At 64.1% G+C, this 19,182-nt stretch carries 19 protein-coding genes; 16 read left to right on the forward strand and 3 right to left on the reverse strand.

Annotation, left to right across the window (positions count from 1 at the left end; genetic code table 11):
• Positions 1-66: 66 nt before the first annotated feature.
• Both glmS and glmU read right to left on the reverse strand, forming a co-directional pair.
• Positions 67-1,881 carry a glutamine--fructose-6-phosphate transaminase (isomerizing) gene (glmS, locus tag P1U55_RS01680; RefSeq protein ID WP_301045736.1) on the reverse strand — a complete coding sequence of 605 codons (1,815 nt, stop codon included), beginning with the start codon at positions 1,879-1,881 and terminating at the stop codon, positions 67-69.
• Positions 1,882-3,240: a bifunctional UDP-N-acetylglucosamine diphosphorylase/glucosamine-1-phosphate N-acetyltransferase GlmU gene (gene glmU / locus P1U55_RS01685; RefSeq protein WP_301045737.1), complete on the reverse strand. Its 1,359-nt coding sequence runs from the start codon at positions 3,238-3,240 to the stop codon at positions 1,882-1,884. It lies immediately after the preceding gene.
• A 112-nt stretch (positions 3,241-3,352) separates the two neighbouring features.
• Between glmU and P1U55_RS01690 the strand changes: the two genes are divergently transcribed.
• The 11 genes from P1U55_RS01690 (at position 3,353) to P1U55_RS01740 (ending at position 15,272) form a co-directional block, all read left to right on the forward strand.
• Positions 3,353-4,021, forward strand: a complete 669-nt coding sequence (locus P1U55_RS01690) for an HAD-IA family hydrolase (RefSeq protein ID WP_301045738.1) — start codon at positions 3,353-3,355, stop codon at positions 4,019-4,021.
• Between the two features lie 31 nt (positions 4,022-4,052).
• The gene (locus tag P1U55_RS01695) at positions 4,053-5,261 is read left to right on the forward strand and encodes an aminotransferase class I/II-fold pyridoxal phosphate-dependent enzyme (RefSeq protein ID WP_301045739.1); all 1,209 of its coding nucleotides are present in this window, start codon (positions 4,053-4,055) and stop codon (positions 5,259-5,261) included.
• The gene (locus tag P1U55_RS01700) at positions 5,258-6,154 is read left to right on the forward strand and encodes a serine hydrolase (protein ID WP_301045740.1); all 897 of its coding nucleotides are present in this window, start codon (positions 5,258-5,260) and stop codon (positions 6,152-6,154) included. The genes P1U55_RS01695 and P1U55_RS01700 overlap by 4 nt, the downstream gene beginning before the upstream one ends.
• Positions 6,155-6,214: 60 nt before the next feature.
• On the forward strand, positions 6,215-7,375 hold the full coding sequence (locus tag P1U55_RS01705; protein ID WP_301045741.1) for an acyl-CoA dehydrogenase family protein: 1,161 nt from the start codon (positions 6,215-6,217) through the stop codon (positions 7,373-7,375).
• A gap of 210 nt (positions 7,376-7,585) precedes the next feature.
• A complete protein-coding gene (locus tag P1U55_RS01710) occupies positions 7,586-8,401 on the forward strand; it encodes an EcsC family protein (RefSeq protein ID WP_301045742.1) in 816 nt (271 codons plus the stop codon).
• Positions 8,398-10,008: a carboxyl transferase domain-containing protein gene (locus P1U55_RS01715; RefSeq protein WP_301045743.1), complete on the forward strand. Its 1,611-nt coding sequence runs from the start codon at positions 8,398-8,400 to the stop codon at positions 10,006-10,008. The genes P1U55_RS01710 and P1U55_RS01715 overlap by 4 nt, the downstream gene beginning before the upstream one ends.
• A gap of 10 nt (positions 10,009-10,018) precedes the next feature.
• Positions 10,019-10,489 (forward strand): hypothetical protein, encoded by a 471-nt coding sequence (locus P1U55_RS01720; protein ID WP_301045744.1) that lies wholly within the window; start codon positions 10,019-10,021, stop codon positions 10,487-10,489.
• On the forward strand, positions 10,479-12,410 hold the full coding sequence (locus P1U55_RS01725; RefSeq protein ID WP_301045745.1) for a biotin carboxylase N-terminal domain-containing protein: 1,932 nt from the start codon (positions 10,479-10,481) through the stop codon (positions 12,408-12,410). Before P1U55_RS01720 ends, P1U55_RS01725 begins: the two co-directional genes overlap by 11 nt.
• Positions 12,407-13,105 (forward strand): glutathione S-transferase family protein, encoded by a 699-nt coding sequence (locus tag P1U55_RS01730; RefSeq protein ID WP_301045746.1) that lies wholly within the window; start codon positions 12,407-12,409, stop codon positions 13,103-13,105. The genes P1U55_RS01725 and P1U55_RS01730 overlap by 4 nt, the downstream gene beginning before the upstream one ends.
• Positions 13,102-13,956: a hydroxymethylglutaryl-CoA lyase gene (locus tag P1U55_RS01735; protein WP_301045747.1), complete on the forward strand. Its 855-nt coding sequence runs from the start codon at positions 13,102-13,104 to the stop codon at positions 13,954-13,956. The genes P1U55_RS01730 and P1U55_RS01735 overlap by 4 nt, the downstream gene beginning before the upstream one ends.
• Positions 13,957-14,144: 188 nt before the next feature.
• Complete coding sequence (locus tag P1U55_RS01740; RefSeq protein ID WP_301045748.1) at positions 14,145-15,272, forward strand: lytic murein transglycosylase; 1,128 nt, start codon at positions 14,145-14,147, stop codon at positions 15,270-15,272.
• Positions 15,273-15,299: 27 nt separating this feature from the next.
• On the opposite strand, the gene P1U55_RS01745 is transcribed toward P1U55_RS01740, so the two are convergent.
• The gene (locus P1U55_RS01745) at positions 15,300-15,599 is read right to left on the reverse strand and encodes a DUF1127 domain-containing protein (RefSeq protein ID WP_301045749.1); all 300 of its coding nucleotides are present in this window, start codon (positions 15,597-15,599) and stop codon (positions 15,300-15,302) included.
• A 102-nt stretch (positions 15,600-15,701) separates the two neighbouring features.
• On the opposite strand from P1U55_RS01745, the gene P1U55_RS01750 reads away from it, so the two are divergent.
• From P1U55_RS01750 to P1U55_RS01770, 5 genes are all read left to right on the forward strand, one after another.
• The gene (locus P1U55_RS01750; RefSeq protein ID WP_301045750.1) at positions 15,702-16,574 is read left to right on the forward strand and encodes a LysR family transcriptional regulator; all 873 of its coding nucleotides are present in this window, start codon (positions 15,702-15,704) and stop codon (positions 16,572-16,574) included.
• 154 nt (positions 16,575-16,728) lie between these two features.
• Positions 16,729-17,094 carry an NADH-quinone oxidoreductase subunit A gene (locus tag P1U55_RS01755; RefSeq protein ID WP_301045751.1) on the forward strand — a complete coding sequence of 122 codons (366 nt, stop codon included), beginning with the start codon at positions 16,729-16,731 and terminating at the stop codon, positions 17,092-17,094.
• Positions 17,094-17,618 carry an NADH-quinone oxidoreductase subunit B family protein gene (locus P1U55_RS01760; protein WP_301045823.1) on the forward strand — a complete coding sequence of 175 codons (525 nt, stop codon included), beginning with the start codon at positions 17,094-17,096 and terminating at the stop codon, positions 17,616-17,618. Before P1U55_RS01755 ends, P1U55_RS01760 begins: the two co-directional genes overlap by 1 nt.
• A 46-nt stretch (positions 17,619-17,664) precedes the next feature.
• On the forward strand, positions 17,665-18,276 hold the full coding sequence (locus tag P1U55_RS01765) for an NADH-quinone oxidoreductase subunit C (RefSeq protein ID WP_301045752.1): 612 nt from the start codon (positions 17,665-17,667) through the stop codon (positions 18,274-18,276).
• A 5-nt stretch (positions 18,277-18,281) separates the two neighbouring features.
• The gene (locus tag P1U55_RS01770) at positions 18,282-19,178 is read left to right on the forward strand and encodes a sulfotransferase (protein ID WP_301045753.1); all 897 of its coding nucleotides are present in this window, start codon (positions 18,282-18,284) and stop codon (positions 19,176-19,178) included.
• Positions 19,179-19,182: the final 4 nt, after the last annotated feature.

Raw genomic sequence — 19,182 nt, forward strand, 5'->3', positions numbered from 1 at the left:
CGTGTGGCTCCATCGAGCGGTGTGCTGTTACGTTCGCCCCGATAGGGCTTGGTGCCCTTGGGGCCGCTACTCCACCGTCACCGATTTGGCGAGGTTGCGCGGCTGGTCGACATCGGTGCCTTTGGCAACCGCCGTGTGATAGGCGATGAGCTGTGCGGGCAGGGCATAGAGGATGGGGGCCAGCGCGGGCGAAACCTCGGGCATGATGATTTGCCGCCAAGTGCCCTCACCAGCGACCTTTGCGCCTTTGGCGTCGGTCACAAGCACGACCTTTCCGGCGCGGGCCATGACTTCCTGCATGTTGGAGATCGTCTTGTCGAACAGCCCGTCGGAGGGCGCAAGAAAGACCACGGGTGTGTGCTTGTCGATCAGGGCGATGGGGCCGTGCTTTAGTTCACCCGATGCATAACCTTCGGCGTGGATGTAGCTGATTTCCTTCAGTTTCAGCGCGCCTTCCATCGCCAGCGGGTAAAGCGCACCACGGCCGAGGAACAGCACATCGCGGGCTTCGGCGAGGCGCAGGGCGGTGGCCTTGATATCGCTGTCCGCGCCGAGCGCGTGGTGCATCAGGCCGGGCAGCGACTGGAGGTCTGCGAGGTGGGCCTTGGCCGCCTCAACGCTGAGGGTGCCGCGATCGAGGCCCGCCTTGATGGCCATGGCAAAGAGCACGGTGAGCTGGCAGGTGAAGGCCTTGGTGGAGGCCACGCCAATCTCGGTGCCCGCAAGGATGGGCAGGGCAATGTCGGAGGCGCGCGCGATGGAGCTTTCGGAGACGTTGACCACGGAGGCGATCATCGCCTTGTCTTCGCAGTAGCGCAGGGCGGCGAGGGTATCGGCGGTTTCGCCTGATTGCGACACAAACAGCGCCAGTGTGTTGGCGGGGATCGGTGGCTCGCGGTAGCGGAACTCTGACGCGATATCGACCTCGACGGGCAGGCGGGCGATTTGCTCAAACCAGTATTTCGCAGTGAGGCAGGCATAAAAGGCGGTGCCGCAGGCGACCATGGTGAGGCGGTCGAAACGGGTGAAATCAAGGCCCGGCTCAGGCAGCTGCACGCCGTTTTCGGTGAGGTAGAAGCCAAGCGCGTCGCCAATCACCGAGGGCTGCTCGGCGATTTCCTTGGCCATGAAGTGCTTGAACCCGCCCTTGTCGATATGGGTGGCGTCGATGGACACGGTTTTGACCGGGCGGTTGGCGCGGCGGTTCGCGGCATCAAAAATCTCGATGCTGTCACGGGTGAGCACGGCCCAGTCGCCATCTTCCAGATAGGTGATCCTGTCGGTCAGCGGGGCGAGGGCGATGGCATCGGAGCCAACGAACACCTCGCCCTCGCCATGGCCGATGGCCAGAGGAGAGCCTTTGCGGGCGGCGATGAGCAGGTTGTCTTCGCCCTCAAACAGGAAGCACAGCGCAAAGGCACCCTCGAGGCGGGCGAGCACCTGCTCACAGGCGGCGCGGGGGCCGAGGCCGGTGGCCATGTAGTGGCCGGTGAGCAGGGCGACGGTTTCGGTATCGGTTTCGGTTTGCGGGGTGATGCCGTGGCTGGCCAGCTCCTCGCGCAAATCGCGGAAGTTCTCCACGATGCCGTTATGCACTACGGCGACGGGGCCATAGCTGTGGGGGTGGGCGTTGCTTTCGGTTGGCGCGCCGTGTGTGGCCCAGCGGGTGTGGCCGATGCCTGCCTTGCCCGCCAGCGGCTCATGCACCAGCTTATCGGACAGGTTCACCAGCTTGCCGGTGGCGCGGCGGCGCTCCAGCGTGCCTTCGTTGACGGTGGCGATGCCGGCGCTGTCATAGCCGCGATATTCCAGCCGTTTGAGGGCTTCAACCAGCAGCGGCGCTGCCTCGTGATCGCCCAGAACTCCAACGATTCCGCACATTTACTTTGCCTCTTTCATCTTGGCCATCTTCGCGGCCTTGAGTTTGCCCATGAGTTTGCGCGCCAGTCCGGGCTTGGTGGTTTGGCGGGCGCGGCCAAGGGCAAGCGCGCCATCTTCAACATCGCGGGTGATCACCGAGCCGGAGGCGGTGAGCGCCTCGTCGCCCACCCGAACCGGGGCGACAAGCATGGTGGAGGAGCCGATGAAGGCGCGCGCGCCGATCTCGGTGTGGTGTTTGAAATACCCGTCATAATTGCAGGTAACGGTGCCTGCGCCGATATTTGCGCCGTCGCCAACCGTTGCATCACCGATGTAGCTGAGGTGGTTGATCTTTGCGCCTTCGCCCACTTCGGCGTTCTTGACCTCACAAAAGTTGCCGACCTTGGCGTTATTGGCCAGCTCCGCGCCGGGGCGCAGGCGGGCATAGGGGCCAACAATGGCCCCGGTGGACACATGGCAGCCTTCAAGGTGGGAAAAGGCGCGGATGGTGGCGCCGGTTTCAACCGTAACGCCGGGGCCGAAGATAACATGCGGCTCAATGGTGGCGTCGCGCCCGAGGTGGGTATCGTGGGCGAAATACACGGTTTCAGGGGCGGTGAGGGTGACGCCTGCGGTGAGGGCTTCGGCGCGGGCGCGGGACTGAAAGGCGGCCTCGGCGGCGGCAAGATCGGCGCGGGAGTTGATGCCCATGGTTTCGGCCTCGTCACAGGTGACGACCCCGCAGGAGAGGCCGCGGGCGCGGGCAATGGCGATGACATCGGTGAGGTAATATTCGCCTGAGGCATTATCGTTGGTGACATCATCGAGCAGCGAGAACAGCTCTGCCGCATCCGCGCAGATAACGCCTGAGTTGCAGAGGGTTATGGCGCGTTCTTTATCTGTGGCGTCCTTGAATTCGACGATGGCATCAAGGCTGTCACCAGACATTTTGAGGCGGCCATAGCGGGCCGGGTCGACAGGTTCGAAGCCGAGCACCACGACGGCATGGCCAGAGGCGCGGGCCTTGGCCATGGCGGAGAGGGTTTCGGGGCGGATGAAGGGCGTGTCGCCGTAAAGTACGATGGCATCGCCGGTGACGCCTTCCAGAGCGGAGCGGGCTTGCTGCACCGCGTGGCCGGTGCCGAGCTGCTCGGATTGCAGCACGACCTGCGCTTCGGGGGCGGCCTCATTGGTGGCTTTTGCCACCGCTTCGGCCCCGTGCCCGGCGACCACGACGATGCGCTCTGGCGCAACGGACGCGCCGGCGCGAATGGCATGGGCGATCAGCGGCGCATGGGCGATCTGGTGCAGCACCTTGGGCTGGTCTGACTGCATCCGCGTGCCCTGGCCTGCCGCAAGGATGATGAGGCTGGTGGTCATCTGCTCTTTTCCGCCCTTTTATTCTGATTGTCTCCGTTTTATCGACAAGGGCCGAAACGGCAAGGGGCTGGGGCCTCAATTGACGTGTCAGAATGTGACAGGAGGCCAAGAAATGCGCGCTGTGATCTTTGATCTGGACGGAACGTTGGCGGATACCTCGAAAGACCTGATCGCGGCGGCCAATGCCTGCTTTGAGGCGCGGGGGTTGGGGGCGTTGCTTGATCCGGTTGGCGATGCGGGCACGGCCTTTCGGGGCGGGCGGGCGATGCTGACCCTTGGGGTTGAGCGGGCCGAGGGCTATGGCGCGGCGCTGGTGGAGGAGGATTATCCACGGCTGTTGGCGTTTTATGGCGAGAACATTGATGCGCAGACCGAGCTTTATCCCGGTGCGGTAGAGGCGGTGGAGGCGCTGCGCCATGACGGTTTTGCGGTGGGCATTTGCACCAACAAGCCGGAGGGGCTGGCAGAGGAGTTGCTGGCGCGGCTTGGCATCAGGGGGTTGTTTGGCTCGATGATCGGGGCCGATACGCTGCCGGTGAGAAAGCCGGACCCGGCCCCCTATTTTGCCGCGTTGGAGCAGGCAGGCGGCACGCGCGGCCTGTTGGTGGGCGACACCGAGACCGACCGCAAGACGGCGCGGGCGGCCAACTGCCCTTCGGTGCTGGTCACCTTCGGTCCGGATGGGCGGGGTGTGGAGGCGCTTGAGCCTGAGGCGACGATTGATCACTTTGATGAGTTGCCGGGCGTTGTAGCGCGTTTGCTCGCCGAGGGGACCGGTTGACGGGGCGCAACCCGCGCCGCAGGGTGCAGAGATGAGCGAGATATTCAAAGGCAATTTCACCCAGCAGGAGCCGCTGCCAGAAGCGTCGCTTGCGGCCGCGCAAGAGGTGCTGGGGCATGGGCGATTGCATCGCTATAACCTCACGCCGGGTGAGGCGGGCGAGGTGGCGCTGCTGGAGCAGGAGTTTGCCGCGTTTACCGGGGCGAGCTATTGCCTTGCCACGGCTTCGGGCGGCTCGGCCATTGGGGTGGCGTTGAGGGCGGTTGGGGTGCAGCCGGGCGATGCGGTGCTGACCAATGCCTTCACGCTGGCGCCGGTGCCGGGGGCGATTGCGGCGCTTGGGGCGCGGTCGATCTTTGTGGAGGTCACCGAGGATCTGGTGATTGATCAGGACGATCTGGCCGCAAAGCTGGGGCAGGCGCAGGTGCTGCTTTTGAGCCATATGCGCGGGCACATCTGCGATATGGATCGGCTGATGGCGCTGTGTGATGCGGCGGGTGTCACCGTGGTTGAGGACTGTGCGCACACCATGGGCGCCACCTGGAAAGGCGTGCCGAGCGGGCGGCATGGGGCGGTGGCCTGCTACTCGACGCAGACCTACAAGCATCTCAACTCGGGCGAGGGTGGCCTGCTGATCACCAACGACGAGGATATTGCGGCGCGGGCTGTGCTGCTTTCAGGCTCCTACATGCTTTATGAGCGGCATTTGGCGGCGCCGGGACCAGAGGTGTTTGAGCGCCATCGTATGGAGGTGCCCAATATCTCGGGGCGGATGGACAACCTGCGCGCCGCGATCTTGCGGCCGCAACTGGCGGACCTGCCACGCCAGATTGCCCGCTGGAACGAGCGCTACAGCGTGGTTGAAGAGGGCCTGCGCGGCACGCCCGGTTTGCAGATTGTGGCGCGCGGCGAGGGCGAGGCCTTTGTGGGCTCCTCGATCCAGGTGCTGCTGCCCGGCTGGAGGCCGGAAGCGGTGCAAGAGGTACTGGCGAGGTGTGCGAAAAGGGGCGTGGAGCTGAAATGGTTTGGCGGGGCGACGCCGGTGGGCTTTACCTCGCGCTATGCCCATTGGGAATATGCCGCGCCAGAGGCGCTGCCGCGCACCGATGCGGTGCTCGCGGGGCTGATTGACATGCGATTGCCGCTCACCTTCAGCCTTGAGGATTGCGCGCTGATTGCCCGGATCATCCGCGCCGAGGTGGGGGCGGTGTACCAGGCGAAGACCGCGAGTGCGGGATGAGCGCACCGCCGATGCACGCCCATTGGATCACCGCTTCGGGGCGGGAAGGTGCTGAGGGCGATGCGGAGGCGCTGTTCCCGTGGTGGAGCTTTGGCAAAACGGTGATCGCCGCCTGCGCCCTGCGGCTGGTCGAGGATGGGCGGCTTGCGCTGGACGCGCGGTGCGAGGGCGGCGACTGGACCCTGCGCCAGCTATTGGCCCATCGCGCTGGCTTGCCAGACTACGGGCCCTTCAAGGCCTACCATGATGCTGTTGCCGCCGGAGAGGCGCCGTGGCCACGCCAGAAGCTGTGGGAGGTGGCGCTTTCCAAGGGGATGTTTGCCAAGCCGGGGCAGGATTTTTGCTATTCCAACCTTGGATACATGCTGATCCGCGAGCAGATTGAGGCGGTCACGGGAATGGGCCTTGGGGCGGTCGTGAAGGACATGATCACCGGGCCGCTTGGGCTGGAGCAGGTGTCGCTGGCGGAAACGCCAGAGGCTTTTGCCGCGACGCATTGGGAGATGCATGGCTATGATCCGCGTTGGGTCTATCACGGCTGCCTCATCGGCACGGCGCGGGAGGCGGCGGTCTTGTTGCAGGCTTTGGTGGCGGGGAAGATTTTATCGCGGCCAAGCCTTGACGCGATGCTGGAGCGGCGGGTGCTGGGCGGCGCTTTGGAGGGCAGGCCGTGGACAGTTTGTGGCTATGGCCTTGGGGTGATGACGGGGGAGGTTGGCGCGGTGGGGCGGGCGATTGGGCACTCGGGCGCGGGGCCGTTTTGCGTGAACGCGGTTTACCATTTCCCCGATGGGGCAGACCCGATCACGGTGGCCTGTTTCAACGCGGGCCGGGATGAGGGGATGAGCGAATTTGCGGCCACCCGGATTGCAGGGGGTCAGAGTATCTCTTGACGGGGGAGATTCTGCGTCCTACTATTTGAACGCTTGTTCAATAAACCGGGAGGGGCGGGCATGTTTCTGGCGTCTATGAAGTTTGATCTGGGTGAGGAAGTTGAGGCGCTGCGCGATATGGTGCACCGCTTCGCACAGGAGCGGGTGAAGCCAATCGCCGCCGAAGTGGACTCCTCAAACGAGTTCCCCGCGCCGCTGTGGCGCGAGATGGGCGAATTGGGCCTGCTGGGGGTGACCGTTTCGGAGGAATACGGTGGCGCGGACATGGGCTATCTGGCTCATGCGGTTGCGGTGGAAGAAATGGCGCGGGCCTCGGCCTCGGTGAGCCTCAGCTACGGCGCACATTCCAACCTCTGCGTGAACCAGATCAGCCTGAACGGCTCGCCGGAGCAGAAGGCGAAATACCTGCCAAAGCTGGTGAGCGGCGAGAATGTTGGCGCGCTGGCGATGAGCGAAGTGAGTGCGGGCAGCGATGTGGTGTCGATGAGCCTCAGGGCCGAAAAGCGCAACGATCACTACAGGTTGAACGGCACGAAATACTGGATCACCAACGGGCCGGACGCCAACACGCTGGTGGTTTACGCCAAAACCGACCCGGAGGCCGGGGCCAAGGGAATCACCGCCTTCCTCATTGAAAAAGAGATGACGGGGTTCTCGACCAGCCCGCATTTTGACAAGCTCGGGATGCGCGGTTCAAACACTGCCGAGCTGATCTTCGAGGATGTTGAAGTGCCGTTTGAGAACGTGCTTGGCGAAGAGGGCGGCGGCGTGCGGGTGCTGATGAGCGGCCTTGATTACGAGCGCGTGGTGCTGGCCGCCATCGGGCCGGGGATCATTGCGGCCTGCCTGGATGAGGTGATGCCTTACATGGTGGAGCGCAAGCAGTTCGGCAAACCTGTCGGGACGTTCCAGCTTATGCAGGGCAAGATCGCGGATATGTATACCTCGCTGAACTCCAGCCGTGCCTATGTGTATGAGGTTGCCAAGGCCTGTGACCGGGGCGAGGTGACGCGCGCCGATGCCGCCGCCTGCTGCCTTTATGCCTCTGAGCAGGCGATGGTGCAGGCGCATCAGGCGGTGCAGGCGATGGGCGGCGCGGGCTTTATGGCCGACGCCCCCGTGGCACGGCTTTTCCGTGATGCCAAGCTGATGGAGATCGGGGCCGGCACCAGCGAGATCCGCCGGATGCTGGTGGGGCGTGAGCTGATGGGGGCGATGTGACGGCGGTCTTGATCCATTTTGGGTTGAGCGGCTCGGCGCTGGCGCAGCGGTCCTGTGGCCGCGCGGGGATTTCAGGGGCAGGGTGCGCCGCTGAGGTCATGGTCGTGCGCAATGGTCGGGCGGCACCGGGCAGGGGCCTGCAATGATTTCATGCCTGATGATCGGCACCGGGCGGCGGGCGCTTTGCCTTGCAAGCCAAGTGGGGAAGATGTGAGCCAGCCGCAAGATGATCTTCCGGACAAGGACCGCCGTTTGGAGGCGGCGCTGGCGGCGGCTTTGGCCGAGCAAAAGCGCTATGAAGAAAAGCGTTACAGCCGGTTGGGGCGCGGCGCCGAAAAGGCGACGGCCCCGATGGGGCGTTTCCTGCGTCGTTTCGTGCCGCCGGGCACCTTGCGCAAGGCGCTGATCATGGCGGATCGCGGCGCGGGGCTGACCTTGCCGCGTGACCTGGGCAGCCATGACATGGACAGCATCCTGTCCTGTGACGCGGCCGCCGTAAGGGTGCAGGGCTGGTCAACCGGCTCTGGCGCGGCGTCGGGCGCGGCGGCGGGCTGGTTTGGTGGCTTGGGCATGACGCTGGACATTCCGGCGACGATTTCGCTGGCTGCACGAACGGTGCGGGCCACCGGCCAGTGCTATGGCTTTACCGGGGCGGGCGATGAAGAGCTGGTGTATCGCCTGATGGTGTTGGAGCTGGCGACGGTGCGCGGGCTTGAGGCGAGGAAGGATTCCTTGGGGAAAGTCAACCAGTTGGCGCGAGAACTTCAATCACCCGAGGTGCGCTATATCCTCGAAAAAGGGGCCGATTGGGTTGTGGACAAGGCGGTTGATCGGGTAGCGCGGGGCTTGGGCACCGACCTGCTCAAACGCAAGGCGGCACAGGTAGTGCCGCTGGCGGGCGCGGCGATTGGCGCGGGCGTCAACGCAAGTTTTCAGACGGATGTCGCGCGGGCGGCACGATATGGGTATCGGGTGCGCTGGTTGATGCATCGACAGTTGCTGCCAGCGCCGGAGGAGACAACATGAAGATCAAATCGCAACTTTCTGTAAATACGGATGAATACCGTGAAAATGTAGCGGCCTCCGAGGCCGCGCTGGCGCGGGCCAAAGCGGCGGCTGAGGCCGCAGCGGCAGGCGGCGGCGAGCGTGCCAAAGAGCGGCATTTGAGCCGGGGCAAGATGCTGCCGCGTGACCGGGTGGCCGCGTTGCTCGACCCCGGCTCGCCCTTCCTTGAGGTGGGCGCAACGGCGGCGCATGGCATGTATGACAGCGCGGCCCCGGCAGCGGGGATGATCGCGGGCGTGGGCCGGGTAATGGGCCGCGACGTGATGGTGCTGTGCAACGATGCCACCGTGAAGGGCGGAACCTATTATCCGATGTCGGTGAAAAAGCACCTGCGGGCGCAGGAGATTGCCGAGGAATGCCGGCTGCCCTGTGTTTACCTTGTGGATTCGGGCGGGGCGAACCTGCCCAACCAGGATGAGGTTTTTCCGGATCGTGACCACTTTGGCCGGATCTTCTACAATCAGGCGCAGATGAGCGCCAAGGGGATTGCGCAGATTGCCGTGGTCATGGGCTCTTGCACCGCAGGCGGGGCCTATGTGCCTGCGATGAGCGATGTGTCGATCATTGTGAAGGAGCAGGGCACGATCTTCCTGGCCGGGCCGCCCTTGGTGAAAGCGGCAACAGGCGAGATAGTGACCGCCGAGGAATTGGGCGGCGGGGATGTGCACACGCGCCTTTCCGGCGTGGCCGATATGCTGGCCGAGGATGACGCGCACGCGCTGGCCTTGGCACGCCAGGCAATAGGCTCGCTGGAAGGCTACCGCGCCACAGAGGCCCGCCCCGAGTTGCGAGAGCCGCTTGCCCCGGCCTATGACCCGGAGGAATTGCTTGGCCTCGTGCCCTCTGATCCGCGCCGCCCGTGGGACATTACCGAGGTGATCGCGCGGATCGTGGATGGCTCGCGCTTTGATGCCTTCAAGCCGCGCTTTGGGGAAACGCTGGTATGTGGGTTTGCCCATATCGAAGGGATTCCGGTGGGGATTATCGCCAACAACGGCGTGCTGTTCTCGGAGAGTGCCGTGAAGGGCGCGCATTTTGTGCAGCTGTGCTCGCAGCGCGGTATCCCCTTGGTTTTCTTGCAAAACATCACCGGCTTCATGGTGGGCCGCAAGTATGAGAACGAGGGTATCGCCCGCCATGGTGCCAAGTTGGTGACCGCGGTTGCCACCACATCGGTGCCTAAGGTGACGATGATCGTTGGCGGCTCTTTTGGCGCGGGCAACTACGGTATGGCCGGGCGCGCCTATAGCCCGCGTTTCCTGTGGACATGGCCGACCAGCCGGATCAGCGTGATGGGCGGCGAACAGGCGGCGGGCGTGTTGGCGACGGTAAAGCGCGATGCGATCGAGCGCGGTGGTGGAAACTGGAGCGAAGACGAGGAAGCCGCCTTCAAGCAGCCGGTGCTTGACCAGTTTGCCGAGCAGTCAGACCCGCTTTACGCCAGCGCAAGGCTTTGGGATGACGGCATCGTTGATCCGCGCAAATCGCGGCAGGTCTTGGCGCTGTCGCTTCGCGCGGCGCTGAACGCGCCTGTCGAGGAGACACGCTTTGGCGTATTTCGGATGTGAGGAGAGGGCGATGAGCGACGGCAAGCCCGACGGGCAGTTCACCCCCGGCCCGGTTGATCCGGTGTCCGGGCAGAGGTGGGTTTATGTGACCCCGCAGATGGTGGGCAAGCACCCGCAGGGGCGGCTTAATCTGGCGCTCTACGGGGTAATCTTGTTCTTTGTGGCGATGGCGGCCTGGCGCTTTGTGCTTTGGGCCTACGGTTTTTCCGGCGTGTGGTTCGGGCTGGAGATCATCATCTTTGGTCTCGCGGCTGTGGCGCTGTTTTTCCGGGTGGCACCGGCGGCGTGGCTTGGCATTGCCAGCTGCGCCATGATGCTGATCGACTTTGCCACCGGCTTGAAGCTGGTGTGGGGTGTGCAAATCTGGGCGATAGCAGAGGTAATCGCGGCGCTGGTGGTTGGGTTTTACCTGCTCACCGGGGCGCGGCCAAATCTGATCTATCGGCACCGATATCTAATGGAGGGCGGGGATGTTTCATAAGGTTCTCATAGCCAATCGAGGCGAAATCGCCTGCCGGGTGATTGAAAGCTGTCGCAAGCTGGGCGTGGCCTCGGTTGCGGTTTATTCCGAGGCGGATGCAAATGCGCGGCATGTGGCGCTGGCCGACGAGGCGGTGCTGATCGGGCCTGCGCCAAGTGCGCAGAGCTACCTTGATATGGCCAAGGTGATTGCTGCGGCCAAGGCAACGGGCGCGGAGGCGATCCATCCGGGCTATGGCTTTCTCAGCGAAAACCCGGATTTCGTGGAAGCCTGTAACGCCGAGGGCATCACCTTTATCGGGCCGGATGCGGCAGCGATCCGGGCGATGGGGCTGAAGGATGCGGCCAAGGCGCGGATGGAGGCGGCGGGCGTGCCCGTGGTGCCGGGCTATCACGGCGAAGAGCAAGACCCCGGCCGGCTTGAGCTTGAGGCGGAGGCCGTTGGCTATCCGGTTCTGATCAAGGCGGTGGCGGGCGGCGGAGGCCGTGGGATGCGGTTGGTGGAGGATGCGGCGCATTTCCTCCATGCGCTAGAGTCCGCGCGGGCCGAGGCGCTTGGCGCCTTTGGCAACGGCGATGTGCTGATCGAGAAATACATCGAACATCCGCGCCACATTGAGGTGCAGGTTTTTGGCGATGGCACCCGTGCGGTGCATTTGTTTGAGCGTGATTGCAGCTTGCAACGCCGCCATCAGAAGGTGATCGAGGAGGCCCCGGCCCCCGGCATGGTCCCCGAGGTGCGCGAAGCGATGGGCGCGGCGGCGGTAAGGGCCGCCGAGGCGATTGGCTACTCGGGCGCGGGCACGGTGGAGTTTATCGTGGACGGGGCCGGCGGGCTGCGGGCTGATGGCTTTTGGTTCATGGAGATGAACACGCGCTTGCAGGTGGAGCATCCGGTGAGCGAAGAAATCACCGGGGTTGATCTGGTGGAATGGCAGTTGCGGGTGGCCTCGGGCGAGCCGCTGCCAGCGGTGCAGGATGATCTGGCGATCACCGGCCACGCGATGGAAGCACGGCTTTACGCCGAAGACCCGGCAGCGGGCTTTTTGCCTGCGGTGGGGCGGCTGGAGCGGCTGCGCTTTGGCCCGGCGCGGGTGGATACCGGGGTGGAAGAGGGCGATGAGATCAGCCCGCATTACGACCCGATGATCGCAAAGCTCACCTGCTGGGGCGAAGACCGCGAGGTGGCGCGCGCCGCCCTGGCGCGGGCCCTGGCCGAAACCGATGTGGCGGGGGTTGTTACCAACCTGGGCTTCCTGGGCCGCCTGGTGGGGCATGAGGCGTTTCGCAGCGGGGATGTCGAAACCGGGCTGATTGGCCGCGAGGTTGACGCGCTGGTGCAACCGCTGGAAGGTGGCCCGCTGTTTGCGCTTGCCGCCGTGGAAGCGCTGGGGCTGGGCGAGGCCTCGGTTGATGAGGGCTTTGCGCTTTGGCAACCTTTCGAGTGGCCGGTGAAGCTGATGCGCGGCGAGGTGGCCTTTGAGGGGCGCGTGGCTGCCCTTGGCGGCGCAGCCTACCGGGTGCAGATCGCGGAAGCGTCGTTTCACTGTGAGCGCGGGCCGAAGGGCTGGAGCATTGATGGCCAGACGATGCAGGCGCATGCCGAGCGGATTGGCAATGCGGTTTATGTTTATGGTGCGGAGCCGATGGTCTTTGCCTTGGCAGACCCGCTGGAAGGCGGTGGCGAAGAGACGAGCGAGGGCGCGGTTCTGGCCCCTATGCCCGGCGTGTTGCGGGCCTTGCATGTGCGCGAGGGCGACAGCGTGCAAGCGGGCGACCGGCTTGCGGTGATGGAAGCGATGAAGATGGAACACGTGATGCGCGCGCCCTATGACGGCGTGGTGGCACGCTGCGCGGTGACGGAGGGAGACCAGCTGGACGCCGGGGCGCTGATCGTTGAACTGGAGGGGGAAGAATCGTGAGCGAAGGCGAAAATGCAGATCAGGCGCAGGGGGGGCGTGCGGTGAAGTTGCACCATTCTGCCCAGACACGCTCAATGCGGGTGCTATGGCTGCTCAATGAGCTTGGCGTTGAATTTGAGCTTGTGGAGCATGCGATGGACGGCTCGCTGCGCTCTCCATCCTATTTGGCGCTGCATCCGGCGGGCCGGGTGCCCTGCCTTGAGGTGGGCGACGAGGTTTGGTGGGAATCCGGCGCGATCATCGAACTGTTGTGCGAGCACTTTCCCGAAGGTGGCCTGGGGCGGATGCCGGGGCAACCGGAGCGGGCGGAGTGGTTGTCGTGGCTCCATTTTTCGGAAACCATCAGCCAGCATGTTGCGGCGCTGACCCAGCAGCACGTCATGCTTTTTGATGATGCGATGCGCTCGCCCGTTGTGACAAAACTGGAAGCGGCGCGGACCGGCAAGTGCCTTGATGCGCTGGAAGAGCGGTTGAACGGGCGCGATTACCTGCTGGATGGCGGGTTTTCGGCGGCGGATGTGGCTGTGGGGCAGGCGGTCTATTCCGCGCAGCGGTTTCACCGGATCGGCGAGCGCCCGGCGCTGGCGGCGTGGTGGGCGCGGATCGAAGGGCGCCCGGCGTTCAAGGCTGCGCTGCCACAACCCGGCGAAAAGCTGCTTTATGAGCGCGATTTCTACGCGCCGTGGGAGGGATGATGCAGGCTGAGATTTTTGAAGTAGGGCCAAGGGACGGGCTGCAAAACGAGGCGGCGGTGATTGACGTGGCGGCCAAGGTGGCGCTGATTGATTGCCTCTCGCGCGCCGGGTTCAAGCGGATCGAGGCGGCGAGTTTTGTCAGCCCCAAGTGGGTGCCGCAGATGGCGGCCTCGGGCGAGGTGATGGCCGCGATCACCCGTGCGCCGGGCGTGGGATACTGGGCGTTGACGCCAAACATGCGCGGCTATGAGCGCGCAAAGGCGGCGGGTTGCGATGGGGTGGCGGTGTTTGCGGCCGCCAGCGAGGGCTTTAGCAAGGCCAACCTGAACTGCTCGATCGCTGAAAGCCTTGAGCGTTTTGCCCCGGTGCTGGAGGCCGCCAAGGCGGATGAGGTGCCGGTGCGCGGCTATGTGTCGGTCGTGACCGATTGCCCGTTTGACGGCGAGATTGCCCCCGAAGCGGTGGCCAAGGTGGCCGGGGCCTTGCGCCGGATGGGCTGCGCCGAGATATCGCTGGGCGAAACGCTGGGGCGCGGGGTGCCCGAACGGGTGGATGCCATGCTGGCCGCAGTGCTCGAGGAAGTCCCGGCGGAGGAATTGGCGGGGCATTTCCACGATACCAGTGGCGGAGCGCTGGCCAATATCGAGGTGGCTCTGGCGCGCGGTTTGCGGATTTTCGATGCTGCGGTTGGCGGGTTGGGCGGCTGCCCCTATGCGCCGGGTGCGGCGGGCAATGTGGCGACCGAGGCGGTGGCGGTTCGGCTGGCCGAACTCGGCTATGAAACCGGGCTTGATAAAGATGTTCTGGCCGAGGCCGGAGCCATGGCGCGTGCCATGCGCAACGGCGGGTGAAACGGTATTTCACAGCCGGGTGCGCGGGATGATCCCGTTTGGGGTGGGTGCAGGCGTTGCCGGTGCGCCCTAGGGATCGCGGCGGTTTTTGAAAGGCGCAATCCCGCTTGACCGGGCTGAGACTTCTCTGGATACGCCCCGCGTGATCCGCTAGCCTCGCGCCAAAGAGGCAAGCGGGGAGACACCCGATGATCGAGCGACGCAGTTTTCTACTTTCCGGGGCGGCCCTGTCCCTTTTGAGCGCCTGTGGCGGGGCGGATCGGTTTGCCGATGGCGGCTCTGTTGCCACGGTTGATCCGGGGCTGAGGCCGCAGCGCAATGCCGGGTATGATGCCTGGGTGGCGGCGTTTCGGGGCCGCGCTGCCGCGAAGGGCTTGCGTGAGGATGTGATCGCGCGGGCGTTCCGCAACGCCGGGTTTTTGCCCGGCGTGGTTGAGCGGGACCGCAACCAAACCGAATTCAAGCGCAGTTTCGAGGACTACCTTTCACTGGTGGCCAACGAAGAGAAGGTGCAGCAGGGCCGGGCCGCCTATGCCCGCGAACGGCGGGTGCTGGACGCGGTAGAGGCGAAATACGGCGTTGCCTCGCAGATCGTTTGCGCGATTTGGGGCGTCGAGAGCAATTTTGGCACCCGAATGGGCGATATTCCGGTGATTTCGGCGCTGTCGACGCTGGCCTATGACGGGCGGCGCGGGGCGTTTTTTGAAGGGCAGTTGATTGCGGCGCTGAAGATCCTGCAAGCGGGGGATGTCTCTCCTGAGCGGATGACCGGCAGTTGGGCGGGCGCGATGGGGCATACCCAGTTCATCCCGACGAGCTATCTGGCTTTTGCGGTGGATTTTACTGGCGACGGGCGGCGTGACATTTGGGGCGCAAACCCGGCGGATGGGCTGGCCTCGACCGCCGCTTACCTTTCGCGCAATGGCTGGGCGCGGGGAGGCGGTTGGTCACGCGAGGACGCGAGCGGCACGATGCAGCCCGATCCGGGCGGGCCGCGCTTTTCTGTCAGCGGGAATTTCCGGGTGATCAAGCGTTACAACAATTCGGACAGCTACGCGCTGGCGGTGGGCTATCTGGCGGACCGGATCGCGGGCGGCGGGCCGCTGAGGCAAAAGTTTGGGCCAGACCGCTATGGCCTGACGCAGCCGCAGCGCAAACGCTTGCAGGAATTGCTGAACCGCGCGGGCTTTGATGTGGGCAAACCCGATGGGGTGCTTGGCCCCAAGAGCCGGGCCGCGATTGAAGCTTACCAGCGCGAGGCCGGGCTGCCGGTGACGGGCAATCCATCACCGGCGTTGCTGGCGCGGCTGGGGTAGGGCGAATTTCCACGCTGGAGCAAAGGCTTAGCGTGCCCGCAGGCGCGGGCGCTCAAGGTCGGCTGCGCGGTTGGCGGTGGCGCGATGGGCGAGGGTATCGCTCAGATCGCCGGGAGGGGTGAGCGCCTCGTTCACGTCGGCGCGGGTGAGGCCGATGTCCCGCAGCAGGTGGTCATCGAGCCGCGAAAGGGCGGCGGCGCGGCGGCGGTTGACCCTGAGCGTGGCGCGGACCTCAAAATTCAGGCGAATGGCGCGGGCGAGGCGGGTGATGAGGCTGCGCAGGATGGGAAGGTGCGCGGCGGCGGGTGTCATTGGGAAGTCGGTCATTGGGCTGTCTCCTTGTTTGCTGATCCAAGGGTGAGGCTTGACGAGCGTTCAATCAAACGGATAACATTGACCATATCGTTCAGAAAAATTGAAGGATAACCGATGTCCGCTCCGGCCCTTGATACCGATCTTGTGCGCACCTTCCTCGCGATTGCCGAGGCGGGGAGTTTCAGCGCCGCTGCCGAGCGGGTGTTGCGCACGCCCTCGGCGGTTTCGATGCAGATGAAGCGGCTTGAGGAGCAACTGGGGCGCAGCCTGTTTGAGCGGTTGCCCCGTGAGGTGCGACTCACCGCCGACGGCGAGGTGTTTCACAGCTATGCCGAGGAAATCATGCGGGTTTCCGAAGCGGCGATGGCGCGGTTTACCCAGCCAAAACTGGCCGGGTTGGTGCGGCTTGGGGCGCATGAGGATTTTGGCATTCACCACTTGCCAACGATCCTTGCCCGCTTTGCCGCCACCCATCCAAACGTGGATTTGCGGGTGTATCTCAAACCATCCGAGCAACTGCGCAGGATGTTTGAGGCCGGGGAGCTTGATGTGAGCCTGCACACGGTGTGCGCCTTTGACGGAGGTGCCGGCCGCCTGGTGCATGAGGAGTCGCTGGTGTGGGCGGGCAAGCGGGGCGGGCGGGCCTGGCAGGGCGATCCGTTGCCCATGGCGCTGGCCGAAGAGGGCTGTGCCTGGCGCACATCCGCACTGAAGAGCCTGACCAAGCTGGGGCGAGAGGGGCGGGTGGCCTATACCAGCGAGAACGGCAAGGCGCTGGTTGCGGCAATGGAGGCGGATCTGGCGATCACGCCGATGCCGGCGTCAGGGCTAGCGGCGGGCCATGAGCGGCTGGGCAAACGGCACGGGCTGGAGGACCTCGGGCGCTATCAATTGCGCATGTTGCAAAAGGAAGATGCCGGATGCGCCGCCGAGGCGCTGGCCGATCATGTTTTAGGCAGTTTCCAGCCCGCGATGGCGGCGGAATGACAGCCGCGCCAACCGCGTCAAATCACCCGGAAATTGAGGGGCCTGCCGGTTGACCCTCTCGCGGGGCAGGGGTAAGACCGGAGCTAGCCACGACACGTGTGCCCGGGGCCCTTCTGCCGCCCCGCCAAGGCCCGCGTGAATTAAGGAGCCGGTCTTGGACACATTGCTCAGTGAATACCTGCCCATCGTCATCTTTCTGGGTGTCGCCATTGCGCTCGGCCTCGTGCTGATCCTGGCGGCCGTAGTTTTGGCGGTACGCAACCCCGATGCAGAGAAGGTGAGCGCCTACGAATGCGGGTTTAACGCCTTTGACGATGCGCGGATGAAGTTTGACGTGCGGTTCTACCTTGTCGCGATCCTCTTCATCATCTTCGATCTGGAAATCGCCTTCCTGTTCCCGTGGGCTATTGCCTTTCAGGACATCTCGATGGCGGCTTTCTGGTCAATGATGGTGTTTATCGCGGTGCTGACCGTGGGCTTTGCCTATGAGTGGAAGAAGGGAGCGCTGGAATGGGAGTGATGACGGGCGACAACACTGCCGGGGCCGACAAGGATTATGCGCTTCAGGAACTGAACCGTGACTTGCAGGACAAGGGCTTTTTGCTCACCTCCACCGAGGATCTGATCAACTGGGCGCGCACCGGCAGCCTGCACTGGATGACCTTTGGCCTTGCCTGCTGCGCCATTGAGATGATGCACACCTCGATGCCGCGCTACGATGCCGAGCGTTTCGGGATCGCGCCGCGCGCCAGCCCGCGCCAGAGCGACGTGATGATCGTGGCCGGCACGCTGACCAACAAGATGGCCCCGGCGCTGCGCAAGGTTTACGACCAGATGCCAGAGCCGCGCTACGTGATCTCGATGGGCTCCTGCGCCAATGGCGGCGGTTACTACCACTACAGCTATTCGGTGGTGCGTGGCTGTGACCGGATCGTGCCGGTCGACATTTATGTGCCGGGATGCCCGCCGACCGCAGAGGCGCTGATGTATGGGTTGCTGCAACTCCAGCGCCGTATCCGCCGCACCGGGACACTGGTGCGCTAAGCGGCGCACCGGGTGGTTTTTACCCCGACCCCAGAAGGGAAAGAGCATGACTGAAGCCCTCAACGAGCTTGGCCAGCATATCGAGATGAAGCGGCCCGATTGCGTGGTTGCGTGGGATGTGTCTTTTGGTGAGCTGAATGTCGATGTGGCCCCGTCAAACCTGCCGGGGTTTGTCGAGTTTCTGAAAGCCGACGCCAACTGCCGCTTTTCGACGCTGATCGACGTTACGGCGGTGGATTACCCCGAGCGCGAAAAGCGCTTTGATGTGGTTTACCACTTCCTCAGCATGTACCAGAACCACCGCATCCGCCTGCGCGCTGCGGTGCGCGATGAAGAAATGGTGCCCTCGATCGTGGAGCAATTCCCTGCCGCCAACTGGTTGGAGCGCGAGGTTTTTGATATGTTCGGGATCATGTTCTCGGGCCACCCCGATCTGCGCCGCATCCTCACCGATTATGGCTTTCGCGGCCATCCGCTGCGCAAGGACTTCCCCACCACGGGCTATACCGAGGTGCGCTATGACGAGGTTGAAAAGCGGGTGGTTTATGAGCCGGTGCAGCTAACGCAGGAATACCGCCAGTTTGATTTCATGTCGCCATGGGAGGGGGCTGAATACATCCTGCCCGGCGATGAGAAACCCGAAGAGGCCAAGGGCTAGGCCAGATGGGCGAACGGGCAACATTGCTCTATGGGATCGGTGCTCCGAAAACCGGCACGAGCTGGCTTTACAGCTATCTCGAAGGGCACCCCGAGTGCGCAATGCCGCTTGTGAAAGAGATGCACTATTTCGACACGGTCGAGGGCGTGCTTGCGAACTGGCATCAGGACATGCTGATCCGCCAGATCACCAGCCAGCGCGACCGCGTCGAGCGGATTGAAGCCGGGCAGGAAGAAGGGCGCGCGCCGCGTGTGCGCCGCCGGATCGCCGGGCTGGAGCGGCTTTTGGCCGCGCTGATGATCGGCGAGGCAGACCCACGCGCCTATCTTGATGTGCTTTATGAACGGGCAGGCGAGGCCAAGGTGGTTGCCGATTTTACGCCCGCTTATTGCATGTTGCCGCTCTCCCGCCTCACCATGATGGCCGGGCTGGTCGAACAGACGCGGTTTTTGTTCATCATGCGCGACCCGGTAGAACGGTTTTGGTCACAGTGCCGCTTTCAGGCGGCCAACCGCGTGAAGCGGGGCGGGGCTGCGGATGTGGAAAAGGTGGCCAATACGCTGGTGGATCGCACATTGCGCGGCGAGGAAACCGAGATTTTCCAACGCAGCGACTATGCCAGCGTGCTCACCAAGCTGGACGCGCTGCCGCGTGATACGGTGAAGGTGTTGTTTTACGAGGACTTGTTTGAGCAAGAGACGCTCGACACGCTTTGCACCTTCCTCGGTATCGCCTCGCATAAGGCTGTTTTCAACGAGCCGCGCAACTCAAGCCCCGCGCTGGCGCTTGACGAAGGCCGCCGCGCGGCGCTGCAACGGATGCTTGCCCCGCAATACGCGGCGGCACACGACAAAATGGGCGCGCTGCCGGACGGCTGGTCGCGCAACATGGAAAGGGTCTGAGACC

Origin of the sequence: Vannielia sp. (assembly GCF_029212645.1) — a bacterium.
Lineage (GTDB): Bacteria > Pseudomonadota > Alphaproteobacteria > Rhodobacterales > Rhodobacteraceae > Vannielia.